This is a genomic window from Corynebacterium sp. HMSC06C06 (assembly GCF_001807295.1).
GTDB classification, from domain to species: Bacteria; Actinomycetota; Actinomycetes; order Mycobacteriales; family Mycobacteriaceae; genus Corynebacterium; species Corynebacterium striatum.
On sequence record NZ_KV788474.1, the window covers coordinates 13,957 to 31,762 of the forward strand.

Here is a 17,806-nt window from a genome sequence, read left to right on the forward strand (position 1 = left end):
GTGGCTTGTCAGGTGAGTGAAACAGGTGTGGCATGAACTCTAAATTTCGCCTTCTTCTACGTCGCTGCCGACGATGTTGGCGATCAGGTCGGACAATTCTCGGACCGTTGGATGGTTGAATACGTCACGTATGGAGATCTCTACTGACATTTCTCGACGAATCGAGTTAGTAAGCCGCACGGCCGTGAGCGAGTCGGCACCGATGGTGAAGAAGTCATCGTCGATGCTGATCTCCTTGGGCCCGAGGAGTTCTTGCAAGATGGTAATGATACCCGAATCTCGGTGATTACGAGAGCGTTCCCTTGTTTGTGGTTGTTCAAAGGTTTTTCCTTCTAAACTCTTGCGATCAATCTTGCCGTTCCAAGACCGTGGTAGCCCATCAATGCGTGATATCACGCGTGGACGCATATAGGCAGGGAGAGACTCGGCGAGGTGGTTATTGAGTGCTGCCATGTTAAAGCCCTCATGCGTAACAACGTAGAGAACAATGCCATGGTCGTTGACAGCGACGCAATCGCGGAGTTCGTTGAATTTTCGTGCTGTTGACTCGATCTCACCGAGTTCGATGCGGTAGCCGTTGACCTTAACCTGACCGTCCTCGCGCCCCAGGAAGATGATGTGACCAAGGTGATTGTAGAGGGCCTTGTCGCCCGTGCGGTACATTCGTTCGCCGGTGCGGGGGTGGGTGATGAATGATGCTGCGGTCTTCTCTGGGTCCTTCCAGTACCCCATGGCCAGGCCACGTCCGGCAATGTAAAGGTCTCCCGGCACATGCGTGGGTCGGGGGTTCAGGGCCTCATCGAGGATGTACATTCGCTGATTTGCCAGCGGCGTTCCATAGGGAATGCTGGTACGCGAGGCATCATCGACGCCTACCTCGTACCAGTTTGACCATATCGATGCCTCGGTAGCACCCCCAGCAGCGAAAACTGTGCAGTCCCGGAAGAGGGTGCTGACCTGGTAAGCGATATTTACAGGTATCCAATCTCCGCTGAGTAGTGCCGACCGTACGGAGGAACCAATGAGGCTCCGTTCGCGGAGGTGTTCCACGTACATCGAAAAAAGTGCTGGCACAGAGTTCCACAGCGTCACCGAGTGCGTAGTTACGGCATCTGCCCAGCACTGCGGATCACGTTTGTCTGCTGGAGATGGCAACACCAAGGTAGCACCCCGCGCGAACATCCCGAAGATGTCGTATACCGATAGATCGAAGTTTAGCTCTGAAATCCCCAGTATCCGGTCGGTCGGAGTCACCCCGAGGCGTTCGTTGACATCGACAATCGTATTGACCGCCGACTCGTGGGTGATGGCTACTCCTTTGGGAGTGCCCGTCGTACCAGACGTGTAGATGACGTACGCAAGCGAGCTGGGTGTCGGACTCGATTCGCTTAAGGCCTGGTCACCTGGCCGATGCCGGGCGACATCAGCCAGAGTGATGACTGTGCAGTGCTCGGCTAACGCAGCGAAATCATCGTCCGGATGGTCCATCGCAACAATGGATGCACCCGCATCGTTGATGATGGAAGTGTTACGCCCCACCGGTTGGTCCACGCTCAGCGGCAAGTAGGCGCATCCGGCCTTCATTGCGCCTAGTACCGCTGCGATCTGTTGTGCGGACTTTTCCATCATGATGCCAACGAGATCACCAGGCGCCGGGTCAGTTGCAGCAATAAGCTGGGCCCACTTATCCGACTGCTCATTGAGTTGCTCGTATGTCCATTGCGTGGTGGCGTCTATCACCGCGAGGTTGTCACCATGCTCGGCAAGTCCCTTCTGATACAGCCCCAGTAGGCTCTTATCCGCTCCGGGGAGTTCCCGGTCTGTGTCGTTGATTCGATCTGCGGTGGGCGCGTTGGTCGTCGGAGCTATGGTACTGGTGGGCGCGTTCCAGAGTTCAGGGGACTCTGCGAGGTGCGAGAGAGTGGCTGTAAGGCTGGTGAAAAGCTCCGCCACCATGTCGTCGGGGAAGATCGCCTCGACCGCGTCCATATTCAGCATCAGGCCACCATCGTGTTCATAGACCTGGAGGTCCATCCATACCTGTGGCGTCTGCGATAGGCCATGATCGATTACGCCCAGGTAAGGACTCTGATCTGACTCGGGGTGCTCCACGACGCCCAGGCCACACGTGAAGACCACCGGCATGGTTACCCGAGCACCGCGTTGCTTAGTAAGCATTCGCTGCACCGACACGCCGGAGACACTGCCGTGATCGAGATTGCTGAACATGCGCCTGTGTAGCGCTGCAGCGCGGTCCCGGAACGATGGTGCACACTGGGTATCCACGCTGAGAATAGATAGGCTGGTGAAGTCGCCAACTATGTGGTCAACCTCGGGGGCGAACCGAGTGCGGTCGAACCGGGTCAGGTTGATGCTAAGTCGCGGCTCATCGCTGTACCTCGCTAGGACTTCGGCGTATACCTCGGCTAGGAATACGGCTTCGGTCATCCCCTCCTCACGTACCCGTTGCTTAATCCGGCGCCACTTCGCAGCGTCCACCAGGGCGTGGTGGCGGCAAAACTGCGAGGTATTAGCGCCGTTTGTGTCGGTCACCGGCAACTGCGGTGCAGGATAAATAGTATCCACTGCCGATTCCCAATAGGCTTGGTCACGCTTATGGATGTCGCTGTGTGACAGTTCAATCGTGGCTTCGACATAGTCTTTAAATGAATAGGGGATTGCCGGATCGAGACTGTCTACGCCGTGGTCGTAGGCCTGCTTCCACTCACGGAAAATGTGGAACATGCTCCAGCCGTCGATAAACAAGTTATCGAAACTTAAAAGCAGTCGACCCGCGTCGGGCTCGGCTACGTAGCGCACGTCAAAACATGGCCACTGAGTGGGATCAAACTTCTGGCGGGACATTTCCTCTCGGATTTCATCGAGAGTATCCTCATTGTCGGCGTTGCCGGAGCGAATGAGGGCAATGCGGTAGCGTGGTACTTCGGGCAACACACGCTGACTCAATCCGTCCTCACACACGACGGTGCGCAGCATGGGATGGCGTTTAATCAGGGCATTGAACGCGTCTTCCACTCGCTCCGAGTCTAGGCAGGCAGTGGACATTTCAAAGTAACAGTGGCTGGAAACGTCGCCGAGTTCGATGGCTCCAGAGCTGCCGATGAGATAGGACTGCTGCACCTCAGTCAGCGGGAACGGAGCGTACTGTTCAGACCCGTGAACAATCTTGGGAAGATCCGATTGCTGGTGGGGGACTTCGGCTATCTGGTCAATTCGGGCGGCCATGTCGCGCAGCAACGGAACGTCAAAGATATTCTCTAACGGAAATTCCACGCCAAAACACTGTTCGATGGTACGGCGCAGGCGTGTTGCTGTGAGAGAATCACCACCCAAGCGAAAGTAGTCTGAGTTCACGTTGGAGCTGGTGTGCAGCAGCTCATCCCAGATATCGATGAGCCGTTTCTCGGTGGCGGTGTGCGGAAGTTCGGTGACAGCGGGCTCGTTGTCGAAGTATTCCGGCACTAATGCTGTGAGCGCTTTGCGGTCAATCTTGCCGTTGCTGGTGAGTGGAAACTTCGCTAGCTCCAGGATGCGTTTCGGTAGCATGTACTCCGGAAGGCGGGTGGCCAGTAGGTTTGTAGCCTTGGCATAGTCAGAATCGCATAGTGTGACCGATTCGTTGGAACTAGCGCGTTCGGCGATGATAAGCGCCGTCGTTTTAGTGATCTCTACATGCTCTACAGGTTTCCACCCAGTGCGCTGCAGGATTTCTTTCCAGCTGCGGGCGCTGAGTAGTACTGTACCGGTTTCGGCCCGAGCGTCCGTGGTATTGTTGGCAATAAATGCGGCGGTGATATCGGACATCGGGGAGGGGGCAGTGGGCTCTACCACCACCATCGTTGCTCCAGGGGCGCTGAGGCCCCAGGCCTCACAGAGCGTTTTCTCGATGTCCTCGCTCTGGTGCAGCGTCTGGTTGCACAGCACCAAGTCCGCCTTCGTCACTGCCTCCCCAGGAGTCGGTTGGGGCGTGCTAGTGACTCCGAGCTGGCGGTACGTGAAGGTGTTACCAACACGTTGTCCGGCATGTTCGAGGTGATGACGATAGGGATCAGCGAGCACGTATGCGCTCGTCCCCGCGATAGCCGCGTAGTCCGCAGAGGCCTCGGGCCGGCGTGACCCGATCTCAAGAATCTTGAGCTCGCTGGTTGAGTGGGTACTGCATTCACGCACAACCGCGCCGAGGACCCGGTGAACCAACCGACCCAACGGACGGGTTGCGAGGAATTGCTCCACCGACATCGAATCTGGGCTTTGGATGAACTCAGCGATACTGCGCTGCTTCTCCGCCATTACGAAGGCTTGCTCGAAGGGGGTGACAAAACGCTCTAACGCGCCGAACGACTCGTCGTCTAGAAGCAAGTCTGCGGTAGCCGGGTGTTCATCTGCTTTGCCTAGCCATGTCTGCCAGCGATTACGGTGTTCGCGGAGGTGGTTTGGGGTCCCCACGCCGGTGAGTTGCTCCTCCCAGCGTCGCATCACTGAGAAGGCATATGCGGTCTGTAAATGCTCATCGTGCTCGACGGACGTGCGGATGTCGCCCTCGGTCAGCACGTCGTTGACTTTGGCGCGCAATGACGTCGCAAACTGCTCCGGAGTAGTTCGGGCAACATGTGACGGTGTGAACTGAGCAAACGTAACCAAAGATGGTGACGATGATGCACCTTGGTGCGTGATACACACGGCACGCTCTATTGGCAGCAACGCTTCACACGCGGACTCGATCTCGCCGAGTTCGATGCGGTGGCCACGAACTTTGACTTGGTTATCCGAGCGGCCTAAAAACTCGATCGTCCCATCGGCCCAGAACCGGCCCATATCGCCTGTGCGGTACCAACGTGAGTCCTCCGAGATTACGAACTTAGTTTCGGTGAGTCCGGGGTCGCCGACATATTGTGTAGCTACGCCCAGGCCGCCAATCCACAGCTCCCCCACAGAATAATCGGGACAGTCCTGGCCATTGCTGGACACCACCCGGTACATCTGTTTGGCAAGCGGCCGACCATAGGGAATTGAGGTCCACTCGGGTGACACTACATCGAGGTCGAGACCATTGGACCAGATAGATGCCTCCGTCGCACCGCCCATAGCTAATAGGTGTGCCTGCGGGGTAACCGTGCGCATGCGCTCAGGCAGGCTGGTATCAATCCAGTCGCCAGATAGCAGAACATGGCGTATGCTGCTGAGCTTGCCCGGTGTCCGATCAGCCGCAGATAAAAGCATCTCAAACAAAGTAGGCACCGAATTCCAGATAGTTATGCCTAAACTATCCACCAGCGATACCCACTTCTTGGCGTCGCGGCGCGCATCATCTGGGATGGTTACCAGTTCGCCGCCAGCAGAAAGGAGCCCGAAGGCGTCGTACACCGAGAGATCGAAATCAAAGGAAGATACGCTTAGTAGGCGGTCTGTCGGACCAACGCCCAGGCGACGGTTGATCTCGCTAATGGTGTTCCATGCAGCACCGTGGCAAATCTCGACTCCTTTTGGTGTTCCAGTGGTCCCAGAGGTGTAGATTACATAGGCTGGGTCTTGTGGATGCAGCTGCGGAAGATTGGCTGTGCCGGTAGCGCTCGTGAAATCTACTACCTGAACTGCAGTTTCGCTCAGAACCTTATCGGGTCGGTCAGTAATCAGATGCGTTACTTGGCTTGCCCCCAAGAGAGCGGCAATACGAGATTCCGGTTGCTGTAGACTCACCGGTACATATGCTCCGCCCGCCATCATCGCGGCTAGCGCACCAATAATCTGGCGAGGACCACGCTCCACCATCACTGCAATCAAAGCGCCTCGCCCAACCCCGGAATTCACCAAAGCAGAGGCGATGGTGGTGGCTTGCTCTTCCAAATCTTGGTAGGTAATAACGTCGCCGCTTGCACTGCGAATGGCCGTGGCCTGGGGGTGGCACCGTGCAGCGGCAATCACCTCATCGACAAGGGTGGTGTCAGGCAGCCGCCAAGAGGCAACTTCGGCACGTGACGCTCGACGGGCCTGCGCTCCTGGGCTCTCTACCGGGTCTGAATGCGAGAGATCGTCGGTGATTGCCTTGTCAATCTCCATCACTAGGGTGGCGAAGAGATCGTCCAGCATCTTCTCGGGGAACAACTGTTCAACTGCGTCGCAGACGATTAGGAAGCCGTTGACGGTGGTGAAGACTTGGAGGTCAATCCACACCTGGGGGGTCTGGGAGATCATGTAGCTAATCTCTCCGAAGGTATCTATAAACTCTTGGCCAACCAGTGGGTCTCCCAGGTTGCAGGAGAACACCACGGGAGCCAAAACTTGCTCACCTCTGGAAGCACGTAGGTCTCGCAGCACCCGCACCGCCGAATACTGTGAATGTGACGAATCCTCATAGAAAGAGGCCTGTATATCCTTGAGGTCCTCGCTGAAAGTGCGGCGTGTGGACTGATCGATACTGGTGAGTGTCAGGGCGGTAAAGTCTGCGACGACATTCTTTATCGCTGTGTCTGAACCGCGGTTGAACAGAGGTACGGCCATGAGGAATTTTTTATTCTCGCTCCATTGGCCGATGGTGCGGGCGTAGGCGGTCAGCAACACCATTGCTGGGGTAGTAGCGTGGTGTTCACACACCTCACGCAAGCGCGACCAAGTTGCCGAATCGAATGATCGACTGCGGCGTACAAACCGGTGTGCTTGTTCCTCGTTGGTGCCGTGGCTCATCGGCAAGGTTGGGGCACCCGGCAACTCGGAGAGGCGATTGCGCCAGTATGCCTGGTCACGGTCGATATCGGCGACGCCTTCGCGAGCGTGTCCAGCGAGGTAGCGAGCGAAACTCCACGACGGGTCGGCGTCGGGGGCTTCACCGGTGGCGTAATGGTGGGCGAGGTCGTGCAAGATAATTTGGAAACTCTGCACATCGCACACAAGCAGGTCGATATCGAAGTGAATAACTGCTACATCCTGAGGGAGGAGGCTGACTTCTAAAGATACCACATGGCCGGTAGCTATGTCCAACAGTCGGTGCGAAAGGCGTTCGCGCGTGGATAGCAGAGCTTCTTCGCGCGTGGACTCGTCCATCTTGGTGAGGTCATGAACGAGGATGGTGGGGTGGGGCGGCTCTGGCAGCACATATTGCTTGCCATCTTCGGTGTAGCAGGCGCGCAACATCGGGTGGGAACGTAGCAGCGTCAGCCAGCTTTGTTGCAATCGGTCGATATTGATACTGCGGGATTCGACCTCTACGTAGCCGTGGGTGCCCACCCCGCCCAGTTGCTGCGAGGAATTGCGGCCAATCCAATAGGCGTATTGGACATCTGTGAGGTCAAAGGGTACGGAATCGTCGATGGGAGCGGCAAACCCATCTTTGGGGGACTCAATGGCGTCAGTGCTGTGGTTTGGTGTGGATTCTACAAGCATCTTCGCCCACTGCCTTACCGTTGGGGCGCGCATGAAATCTCCAAAGGAGACGCGGTGTCCCTGTTTCATCCAATCAGCGAGCAGACGGACTGTTGGAAGTGACTCCAGGCCGTGGGAGAGCAGGTTGTCGTCGATGCCGATTTCGGCATCTTCGCCGAGGATCTGGTGGAGCGAGGCGAGGAGTTCTTCGCGAATTTGTTCCTCTTTGATCATGGTCTTGTCCTCTCAGCTTTGTTCGGATTCACGGTCAGTAAATTGCGCTGCCGCGAGAGCACGCAGCTTTTTCTTGTCGACCTTGCCGATGTTGATCAGTGGAATTTCGTCGACAGTGATCACCTGGTCCGGCACCTTGTATCGGGCTACGCCTCGGGTGAGGAAATCATCCAGAATGGCGGAGCGGTTAACGCCTGGTTGGGCGACGATGGCTGCAACGGTGCGCTCTCCCAGTGCTCTATCTGGCATTGGGAAGACGGCTGCAGCACTAATGCCTGGAGTTCCAGACAAGAGTGTCTCGACCTCAGAAGGGGAGACGTTTTCGCCCAGGCGATTGATCTGTTCAACCACGCGCCCGCACAGCACCAGGTTGCCGTCCTCGGTAAGGTAGCCACGGTCACCGGTGCGGAAGAAACCATCCTCGGTGAAACAGTCCGGGGTATCGCGGTTTCCTTCGTAGCCGAAGAAAGTATAAGGGCCCTTTTCTAGTATCTCTCCCGGCTCGCCTCCCGGGCCATCGATTACCAACTCGTCAGCATCAGAGATGGGACGACCTTGCGTGCCAAGAATCACCGCTGGAGGGTCATCAATACGCGTGAACGTAGTGATGCCTTCACCCATGCCATAACCCTGGTGGATACGCACACCGAAACGATCCTGTATTGCCTCACCTAAGCCGTCGTTAAGCGCCGCTGCGCCAATGATAATTCGCTCCAAGGAAGAGAAATCTGCGGGAAACCACTCTGCGGCCTCCACCCACACCTGGGCTACCGCAGGAACTAGTGCAGTCAGCGTGACCCCGTGGGTCGCAATGGCCGGAAACGCCTCATCGAAGGCTGCGCTGGTGCACAGAACCACAGTGCCGCCCGAAAGCAAGGTGCCCAGAATCCCGGGCTGAGCTAAGGCGAAATCATGAGAGGTAGATAGAACCGCCAAGTATACCGTATCTGGCCCGACGCCGCAGCACTGTGCCGCCGCACGGGTGTTATATGCATACGCCTCATGTACCCGGGGAATTATTTTTGGCATGTTCGTGGTTCCGCCAGACAAAAGATTCAGCGCAACGCTGCGTGGATCCGGCCACTTAGTAGGCGGAGAGCATTTGGTAGAAATCGGGGCAGTGAAGAGACCTGGCAGAACTCGGTACGAGGACTCCTTGTCGTGCGTGGGTCCGTTATCGGCCCACAGTTCTTTGAGTCCGAGCTCGCCGGGTCCCATAGCCTCTACCATGGCTACGGTGTCAAAACCGAGATGGTCGCGGCTACCGATATAAGCAACTGGGTGTAAAGACTCACACAACGCTGCAACTTCGGCCTCTCTATGCGCGGGAAGCAGCAGGGTTGGGATAGCACCCACGCGCATCAGCGCAAGCAGAGTCACCACATACGCTGCGGTGTTTGGCAGTTGCAGTAGCACGTGGTCTCCTGGCGAGAGGCCGCTTTCTCGTAGCTCCTCGGTGAACACACAAAGTGATTGCTCGAGTTGTGCGTAGGTCAGGTGTGCGTCGTCAGCGATGACAGCTACATGGTCCGAATAAATCTCGGATGATTCGAACAGTTCCTGGCACAGGCTTTTTCGGGCCAGGTGGCCGGTGCCTTCGTAATGCTTCAACACACTGTTGCGGTCGATATCGCGCCCTCTCATGCAAACTCCAAATCAATCGTGCCTGTGCCGGAACGGCAGGTGAGGCCGCCGTCGACACCAACGTGCTTACAAATGCTTAATGTCTTCTCACTGGCCGCAAAATCGATGTCGGTTATGTGGGTAATCCCGTTAGGATGCGGGGTGCTGCGATGGGTATCAATGGCAAAGGGGGTCACGAAAAGTGGGATCGCCCAGTCGTCGGGTGACAGACACCAGCAGGCGAGCCGTCTGCCAGCGGGATCCTTGCGGGAGAACGGGATTGTCAGGCTCTTGGTTTGATGAGAATCAAAAATCTCCTTTATGTGGTCAAATTCCTTGCGCTGCGCCTCCAGTACCACCCGTGAGTACCCCTGTGACATGGTGGCGAATCTGTCATAGGAGTCGACGAGTTTTCCATTGCCAGTAAGGTGTAAAAGTTGGCGGAAAAACGGTGGTACGTCGGCTCGCTCTCGTATCTCCAGGTAGGGACCCTCGCAGAAATAAATAAGCGCGCTTGCAGCGTTTTTCTGTTGTCCTGGTTCAACGTCAAAGCCGCGCGAACGGAAGTAATTAATTGAGTTCTCTAGGTCGTCTGCTTTATAGATAATGTGTCCCACATTAGCCATTTCGTTGTTCCCTCTCCGTGAAGAACGGAAGTAGTGAGGGTACGTTCTCCTGTAGCAGGCAGGTGGCATGAGAACCGGCCACGGCATGTATCTGCAGGTTGCCGAGCACGGTCGCTGGCCAATCGATGTCTCCGCCTAGGCTCGGGTAAAAACCAGTTACACCTTCGGTAGGCTGCAGTACGACTACATCACCGAAATAGACATCGGGGACGTAGTCGATGGTTCCGAGTAACGAATGCCGGAAGACATCGTATAGGATGTCCAGCATCCCGCGAGTGGACTCGGAGTCTGTGTCGAATTCACGGATGCTTCGGTAGATGAGTTTGCGGCGCGCCCTGGGACTCAACACCGCCATCTTTTGGAAGAATTCCCCGATATCTGCGTATGGGCCTTCAAGGGTACACAGTTCTTCGTCACTGATATTGCGGTTGATGCCATCAAGGGTGTGCTCCAGGGCTGCTGCGAGGGTTTTGAGGTCGAAGTTCGCCCCCATTGCACTTAGGTCAGCGTTGAAAATGCACCCATAGGCGAGCTCACACAGTAGTTCATTAGTGACCCGGTGCGGGCACTGGTGGGTGCTGATGCAAGTTACCTGGCGCACGTCGCGGCCGAGTTCGGTGAGCGCCTTCGCGGTCTCCAGCGCTAACATACCGCCAATGCAGTAGCCGACCAACTGATAAGATTCCATATCCAACTCATCAAGTTCCTGGGCGTAGCTCTGGGCCAGATCCCTGATCAGCGTACGGGTTGTGTAGTCCAGGAATCGATCTGCGTCACCAGCGGTAAAACCAACGTGGGCAATCTCTGGCTGGCGTTGAAGCAGTTCGGGCATCAAGAACTCGTAGTCCTTCAGGCGGCCAGTGCCAGCGTGGATCATCACGCGGCAGAACGTTGCGTCCTTCGGCAATCGGTATACATGCAGATTTGAAGACCCAGTTGGAGAGCCACTGGCTACAGTAGACAGAGCAGTCAGTTCAGGGGAGGTATGATTAGCAGAATTAACGGCTTTTAATGCTTCGGGTTGACAGCTACTTCCTGCAGCCTGTGCTAGCGCGGAAATGCCTGCGATGGTTGGCACCTTGAGTACGCCACGCATAAGGGCGTCCCACGTGTGCTGCTGTAGGCCAGGTATTTCTTGGCGGAGCCGGGTTACCGTTTCGGCCATGAGCAGTGAGTCACCCCCAAGCGCATAGAAGTCATCATTGCGCCCAACCTCCGTGGTGTCGAGGACATCGCGCCAGATAGTCGCTATCTGCTCTTCCGTTTCGTTGCGTGGAGGATCGATCCGGTTGTTGGGGCTTCCCACCGGTTCTAAGCAGAGTTGCGCTAGGGCCTTGCGGTCTACCTTGCCATTTGAGGTTAACGGCAATTCCGGTAGTACATTGACGGAAGCCGGAACCATGTAACCCGGTAGGTGAGCACGCAGGTAGCCCAGAATGTCTTCACTGTTGAGCGTGGGGACATCGTCGTCATCGGCACCAACGATGATGAGTCGTTGCCCGCATTCGCGCAACGGGTCACTAGTGTTTGGGTACTCCGCGATGCGGTGCATCTGGGTATCCCTGAAGACCTGATCCCACTGCGCGTCCTCGATGAACACCTTGTGTGATTCCGCACGGTGGTCCGTGAAATCAACCAGATTCATCTTGATGGACACCGAGATAAGGGCTGCGTAAAGCTCAGTGATCGGCTCTACTATGACGATCACGCCCCCGGGGCGGCGCAGCTGCTTTAAGCGGGTGAATGACTCCTCGATATTTACTGAATTATGCAGTACGTTGGCGCACAAAATGATGTCGTAACCGCCGAACTCTACATCTTGCGATGTGCAGTCTGAGTTCATATCAAACAGGCCATAGGTCATGGCACCACAATGCGCGAACATTTTTTGGGCTTTATGTAGGAAGAATGTCGAAATATCGGTGAAGCGGTATTCGATTACGTTCTCGGGGAGTCGGCTAACAATTTTTTCCGTCGTAGCACCTATGCCAGCGCCGACCTCGAGGATCCTTACCGGATGATCAGCGTGGTGCTCGGCAATGCCGATCACTGCCTCTGCGGCCGCAGCATTCATCGCCTTGCTAATGCGGTTTTCGCCGTAAATGGTGCGGGCGTTATGGGTATCTCCCTCCGGGAAGAACACCTCGGTGGGACTGATCTCTCCGCGCAACTGGGAAAGAAGCGCCTCAGCTGCGTGCCGTTGGTAATTGAATAATTCCTTACTGTTATTGATTTCCGCTTCCATGTTGCCGAACTGATCCCAGGCCTCTCCGAACACGAAGAAGTCCAGGGTCTGTTGGCTGACAGTCCAACCCTCATCATCCTTAGTGGCTAAGCCTTCTCCAGTCAGAATATTGAGCCAACGGGTTATGAGTTCGCGATACTCTTCGGAGGGATGGATCGCCGCGGTGATTTCCGTAAGAGTGTGGTATTTTCCTGCAACGAGGAAAACACCGGCTTGTTGGAAAGCCGCGAGCAAAGCAGCCATCGCGGCTTCGTTTCCCAGCCGCATCCATGTGGCAAATATTCCCGTGTCAAGGCTCGTATCTGCAGGTGTCCAGCGCTGCTCAAGCATTGTACGGAGCTCCGAGTTTCTGATTTGCCCAGCATCCTTGAGCTCATCTTTGTCGCTCTGTGCATCAGTGACGAAAGCATGTAGTTTAATTGGGTCACTGGTTTCCTGGGTGAGTACTATAGCGCGTTCGACGAAGTCGTTGGATTCGAGGACTCCTTCTATCTCGCCGGTTTCCACTCGATAGCCGTTGATTTTTAGTTGATTGTCCCGACGGCCGTGAAACTCGATTACGCCGTCTGGGCGGTAGCTTCCTATATCCCCGGTAGCGTACATGCGTGTGCCATGCTTTTCGGAAAAGAAAAATTTCTCTGCTGTGGAGGTTGGATCGTTGAGGTAACCGGTGGCTAGGCTTTCCCCGGAAATATGGATTTGCCCTCGCACCCAGTCCGGACACTCATTGCAGGCCTCGTCGAGCACCCACATTCCTTGGTTGGGTAACGCGGTACCATATGGTATGCTAGTTTCATTTGTGTGACAGGTCATCGGGTGGAAAATCGACCATATTCCGCCCTCCGTGGCGCCGCCGAGGCTGATGAGTTCAGCATTAGGGAAGTGGGGTGCAGCATGCGCTGGGAGAGTGCCCGGGATCCTGTCTCCGGACAGCATAACCAGGTCTAGGCTGAGGATGTTCGGGTGACGGGTCACCTCTACCTCTCGCACAAGCATTTGGAACAGTGCAGGAACAGAGTTCCAGGTATCGACGTTGTTATCAACAAGGAAATCGATCCATTTGCTGGGGTTTCGCGATTCCTCGTCTAACGGCAGGACCAAAGTGCCACCGCTTGCGAAGGTACCGAAGATGTCATACACGGATAAGTCAAAGGATAACTTCGATACCCCCAATACCGTGCGTCTTTTATTTCGGCCGAGGAGATTGTTCACGCTATCTATGGTGTTCATTGCAGCCGAGTGCGTAACGACAACACCTTTTGGAATTCCGGTGCTGCCTGAGGTGAAGATGATGTAGGCGGTTTCGGTGGGGGAAACCGGTGAGGCTATGGTGCCACTGTACTGTATCGGGCTGAGAGTATCGACGTTGATGTTGGAGATATCGGTATTTTCTTCGGAGAAATGAGAATTAGTGATGACGTTGGCAGGACGACACGCTTCTATCATTGAACGTTGGCGGATTGCGGGTTGCTCGTGATCGATCGGCACGTAGGCTGCACCAGTTGATACCACGGCAACAGCGGCAGCTATTTGCCATACTCCGTTACCTAGGACGATGGCAATGTAATCTCCGGGACCGACATCAGAGAGCTCATGCTGTAATGCCCCGACGTAGCCAGCCAGATGTTGGTAGCTGTAGGTTTTTCCGCCACACACCAGCGCTGGCTGGTGTGGGTGCTGCTGGACGTTATCCCAAAACCCGTCGTGGAGGCATCGGGTGGTCTGCTGTACGTGGGTTTTGTGAATGCGGTTACGGATGGCGATCGTCTTATCGGGCAAGTGGACTGAATCAGTTTCCTGCCACGCCGAACCGTCGTCGACCAGGCGATCGAGTAGGTCGGTAAATGACTCCCACATGTCGTCGATCAACGCCGGTTCAAAGACGTCCTCTCGCACGTCCCAGTTAACGTTGCAAGAGCCTCCGTCCTGGAATGCCTGACAGTCAATCCATACCTGCGGCGTTCGGCTTACGCCGGAGACAAGGTTGTAGGCCGGACCATTGTTGTGCGGTGTGTCTGCACCCAACGCGCTGGTGAATACTACCGGGATTACCGCGGGCTGCCCGGTAGTGCGGGCTATATCGCGCAACACGTCAACCCCGGAATACGCAGCGTGTGATAGCTCTTCGGATAGCTGCTCCTGGGTTGCGTGCACGCGCTCACTAAAGGTTCCAGTGTGCGGATGGCAAGCATGTAGGGTCATCTCGGTAAAGTCTCCGATAATACGGTTGATTCCGGCAATGGCAGAATCTCGGTTCATCGAAGTGACATTGACGCAAAAGTCACTTGTGGAGGACCAACGGCGCAGTACATCGGCGTAGGCGGTAAGTAGCGTCGCCGAAGGAGTGACGCCGTGAGTGCTTGCTGCGTCGGTGAGCTTTGACCATGCTGCTGGCGAGCATCGCCAGGTACGCCGGGTGAAACGCACCGGCATTTCGGATGTGCGATCGGCTGAGGTCAGCGTCGGCAGTAAGGGTTTGCCGGACAACGAGGGGATGATCTCGGACCAGTACTTTTTTGCATTGGTGCGTGCAGCGAAGCCAGCGGCACTCTGGCTGTGGTGGTTACGGGAGGTGATTATATCCCGAAACGTGGTGTCCTCTAGTTCCGGTAGAACGTTACCTGCGTAGAGAGTTAGAAGTTCCTCGACCATCACCCTCACGCTTACAAAGTCGGCGATGATCATGTCCACCGAAAACTGTAGGATGCTGCATTCGTCAAATTGCAAAAGCTGGAATTCGTGCAGTGGCCAGGTGCCCAACGGGTAGCTACGGTTTTCCAATTTTGCGCGGTGACGAAGATACTCGGCGTCCGGGACATCTGGGTTGTGGCCCGCGAGGTCTACAGCTTGTAGCACCGGCAAACTGCGAGATTTAACCACCTGCAGCGAATCCGGTGGAACGACCACTGCAGAGAGCATGTCATGGCGCTGGATGAGTTCGTGCCAGGCCTGTTCAAGGCGGCTGCGATCAAGGCGTTCCGTTCGTATTTCGGCGTAGCTGTGGCACCCGGTGCCACCCAGATCATAGCCTTCGTTCTGACCGGTTGCGTATGCGCGCTGAATATCGGTCATGGGGAAGGGGGCGAACCGTGCTTGCTCATCATGCGGAACGGCCTCCCGCTCACGCAACCATGCCAAAACCTTTTCCTTATTTGACCTTAAGGCCGCGAGGTCTTCCTCGCGCAAGGAACCCTTGGGTGAACGGTAGTTGAGTCGATCGCCGTTCACCCATAGCGCTATACCGCGGGATTCAAGGTCGTTAATCAGCGCTGTGACATCCATGTTATCTCTCCTGTGTTCCGGTGGTTGGGGTTGTTTCGCTCAATGGGGGAGGTATGAGACTCCCCCAGCGGCCACATCAGACTCTCGAGACTGAGTGGTTCGGCATGCATAGCTGCTTGGACGGTACATGTGGGACCCAGTAATTGTCCGGTGCGCGCCCAGACTGCGCACAATGCCAGGAGGTATTCGGCTTCTTGCGCTTCGTTCTTGGAGCACGCCAACTTGTCATATACTTCGTTCAGAAACTCCGCAATGCCTGCAGGCCAGGTATGGTCGTAGAGGGCGACACGGGTAACGCACGGCTCGATAAGGAGATTCTCATGCAACTGTAGAGTGCTCAAACGATCATCGGCAGCAGTGCTTAGCAAGCCAGCTTGATCTCGTGGGATTGGGGTGTTTGGGTGCCAGATGATGGTTCCGTCAGTCTCGGTGAGCACCAGATTTCCGGCGTGCGTGAAAACAGTTATTCGATGCCCCACGTGAGCGAAATCGTCTGGCTTTTCTGGGTCGTTGTGATTAACCACGCGCAAGCAGAGCGGGGTTTTGCGTATCGAACCGGTGAGCGTAGTGAATATTCCGGTAACTTGGGTGTCGTCATCAAAGCTCCATGGGGTAAAACCGCCGGTAATCCTTCCGATGATATCGAGCGTTGAGAATAGAAAGTGAATGCTACATTCGGCGTCTATGTGGATGATTTTGAACTGCCTGGTTAGTGTTGTTGCGATTTCCAAGTACCGGGATATGGTTGGATTCCAGCGGTAGAAGGTGTTGAGCTTGAACTGCACGTTATTTTTCGCTGCCATCCGGTAGCAATCTACAGAGTCTTTCTTGTGGATCGGGTGCTCCATCACTACATGCTTGCCACGGCTTAAAAACTCTAGGGCGAGCTGCGTGCCGGAACCGCCAACGACGCTAGATCTGACCACCACACAGGCAAGATCAAAAGCGGGGAGATCTTCGATCTTGGTACACAGAGGTACGCCTAGCTGCTCTGCCAGCCGGCGCGACTGTTCGCTGCCCTGAGATAGGATTGCTACCAGCGAAAATTTATCCGCAAGCTTTTTTATCCCGTTGATGTATATACGGCCAAATGTTGTGCCGCATACGACGACGCGTACAGTGTTCATGCGACGGCCCTTTCTAGGTTCTGAGCCGAAATACCGGGGTTTTTAAATGAAGCCTGCATCGTCGTCATCACTCCATTGAGGTGCGTCGGTAGTTGCTGTAGGGCCGACGATTTTAATGTCGACGCTGTAAGAGGCCAGTGACGAGAGGACAGTTTGAGGGGCCGGCAGCTCATAGCCCCATTTCGGCCCGGTTAGTAGTTCGTCGCGGATAACGCTTTTTGTCGCTTCCGCAACAAAAAGAGCGGTGATGAAGGTGGAGTCCGGTGCGTGGACACTGCCTGAGACGCGAACAGGGCGGCCCCGTAGGGTGCCGTGGACAGTGGCTTGGATGGCAAACCAGTGGTTCTTTCCGGCATCGAGTTTGGTCTTCGCTGCAGCTATGTCTGCGCACAAATTCATGAGCGTGGTTGGGTCTGATATGTCGGTTTGTGAGAGCGCACGTAAAAGTAACTGCTGGGTGTCCCGGTCCGGTATGGCCGTGACCCCTATGAGGCGCGGAATAGAGAAATCTTGGGCCACCTTGCGTAGCTCGTTGGTGACGAACGGGCTTGCTATGAGTCCGTCATCGCTTGGGAAAGGTTCCAGATCTTCAGCGTGGATGCTCCCAGGTTGGTAAGCCACGAGGTCGCCGTCGACAATCATCTTCCCAGGATGTCCGTAGGAGTTGTGGGTACTTAGCACCACATCGACCAGACCCGACAGCCCGCCCCGGTCGCGTCCACCAGTGCAGAGAGTTACCGATTGACAGTCGTCGATTAGGCCCGCCAGGTGGCGTAGTAATAGACCGCTGAGACCGGGGGTAGCGCCGGCGTTGACCACGCACGGACGGTTGGTGGGATAGTTGTCGAATGAGTTGGCTCCGAACGGGTCTATATAGCCCACTGAGTCTGGTAGTGCCGACGCTACTGAGGTCTTGAGAAGACATGACGGTCCGGCGCAGTTGACGACGACATCAAGGTCACGGGAAAATTTGTTGACAGATTCCTCGTCGTGAGCGTCAACGATAGCGGTGCGCTCATCTGATGTGTGGTGAGACCGATTCCCGCAGTTCACCATATGTCCGCTAGCGCGCAACAGTGCGGCTACTTGGCGGCCTACTTCGCCATGCGAACCGAGAACCCCCACTCTTGCCGTCTCTCCTGTGCGAACCACTCAATGTCCTTTTCTTAGCGAGCACATAACGCCAAATAGGGCCTGTTTAGGTTAGGCTACCCTGCGCGGCAATGAGTTGCAATAGATAGAGGGTAAAACGGCTCTTCTGGTCACCGTGTCATGCCAGATCTAGTAGGCCG

General features: G+C 55.7%; 6 protein-coding genes and 1 pseudogene. All 7 read right to left on the reverse strand.

Annotated features, from left to right (window positions below; translation table 11 throughout):
• Window positions 1–39: 39 nt before the first annotated feature.
• Complete coding sequence (locus tag HMPREF3153_RS02720) at window positions 40–7,611, reverse strand: non-ribosomal peptide synthetase (protein WP_070419939.1); 7,572 nt, start codon at window positions 7,609–7,611, stop codon at window positions 40–42.
• 12 nt (window positions 7,612–7,623) lie between these two features.
• Window positions 7,624–9,255, reverse strand: a complete 1,632-nt coding sequence (locus HMPREF3153_RS02725; RefSeq protein WP_049063288.1) for an AMP-binding protein — start codon at window positions 9,253–9,255, stop codon at window positions 7,624–7,626.
• Window positions 9,252–9,860, reverse strand: a complete 609-nt coding sequence (locus HMPREF3153_RS02730) for a VOC family protein (RefSeq protein ID WP_070419940.1) — start codon at window positions 9,858–9,860, stop codon at window positions 9,252–9,254. The genes HMPREF3153_RS02725 and HMPREF3153_RS02730 overlap by 4 nt, the downstream gene beginning before the upstream one ends.
• Window positions 9,853–15,387, reverse strand: coding sequence for a non-ribosomal peptide synthetase (locus tag HMPREF3153_RS02735; RefSeq protein WP_070419941.1), 5,535 nt, complete (start codon window positions 15,385–15,387; stop codon window positions 9,853–9,855). Before HMPREF3153_RS02735 ends, HMPREF3153_RS02730 begins: the two co-directional genes overlap by 8 nt.
• Window positions 15,369–16,514, reverse strand: coding sequence for a Gfo/Idh/MocA family oxidoreductase (locus HMPREF3153_RS02740; protein ID WP_014303371.1), 1,146 nt, complete (start codon window positions 16,512–16,514; stop codon window positions 15,369–15,371). The genes HMPREF3153_RS02735 and HMPREF3153_RS02740 overlap by 19 nt, the downstream gene beginning before the upstream one ends.
• Window positions 16,515–16,556: 42 nt before the next feature.
• Window positions 16,557–17,156: a hypothetical protein gene (locus HMPREF3153_RS12975; RefSeq protein ID WP_239662596.1), complete on the reverse strand. Its 600-nt coding sequence runs from the start codon at window positions 17,154–17,156 to the stop codon at window positions 16,557–16,559.
• Window positions 17,157–17,447: 291 nt separating this feature from the next.
• Window positions 17,448–17,666 (reverse strand): annotated as a pseudogene (locus HMPREF3153_RS13200) (NAD-dependent epimerase/dehydratase family protein); the annotation flags it as partial.
• Window positions 17,667–17,806: the final 140 nt, after the last annotated feature.

Bases quoted from the DNA above. Each gene is read 5' to 3' on its own strand.
- HMPREF3153_RS02720 (WP_070419939.1), bottom strand. From the start codon at position 7,611: ATGATCAAAGAGGAACAAATTCGCGAAGAACTCCTCGCCTCGCTCCAC.
- HMPREF3153_RS02730 (WP_070419940.1), bottom strand. From the start codon at position 9,860: ATGGCTAATGTGGGACACATTATCTATAAAGCAGACGACCTAGAGAAC.
- HMPREF3153_RS12975 (WP_239662596.1), bottom strand. From the start codon at position 17,156: ATGATTGTCGACGGCGACCTCGTGGCTTACCAACCTGGGAGCATCCAC.
- HMPREF3153_RS02740 (WP_014303371.1), bottom strand. From the start codon at position 16,514: ATGAACACTGTACGCGTCGTCGTATGCGGCACAACATTTGGCCGTATA.
- HMPREF3153_RS02725 (WP_049063288.1), bottom strand. From the start codon at position 9,255: ATGAGAGGGCGCGATATCGACCGCAACAGTGTGTTGAAGCATTACGAA.
- HMPREF3153_RS02735 (WP_070419941.1), bottom strand. From the start codon at position 15,387: ATGGATGTCACAGCGCTGATTAACGACCTTGAATCCCGCGGTATAGCG.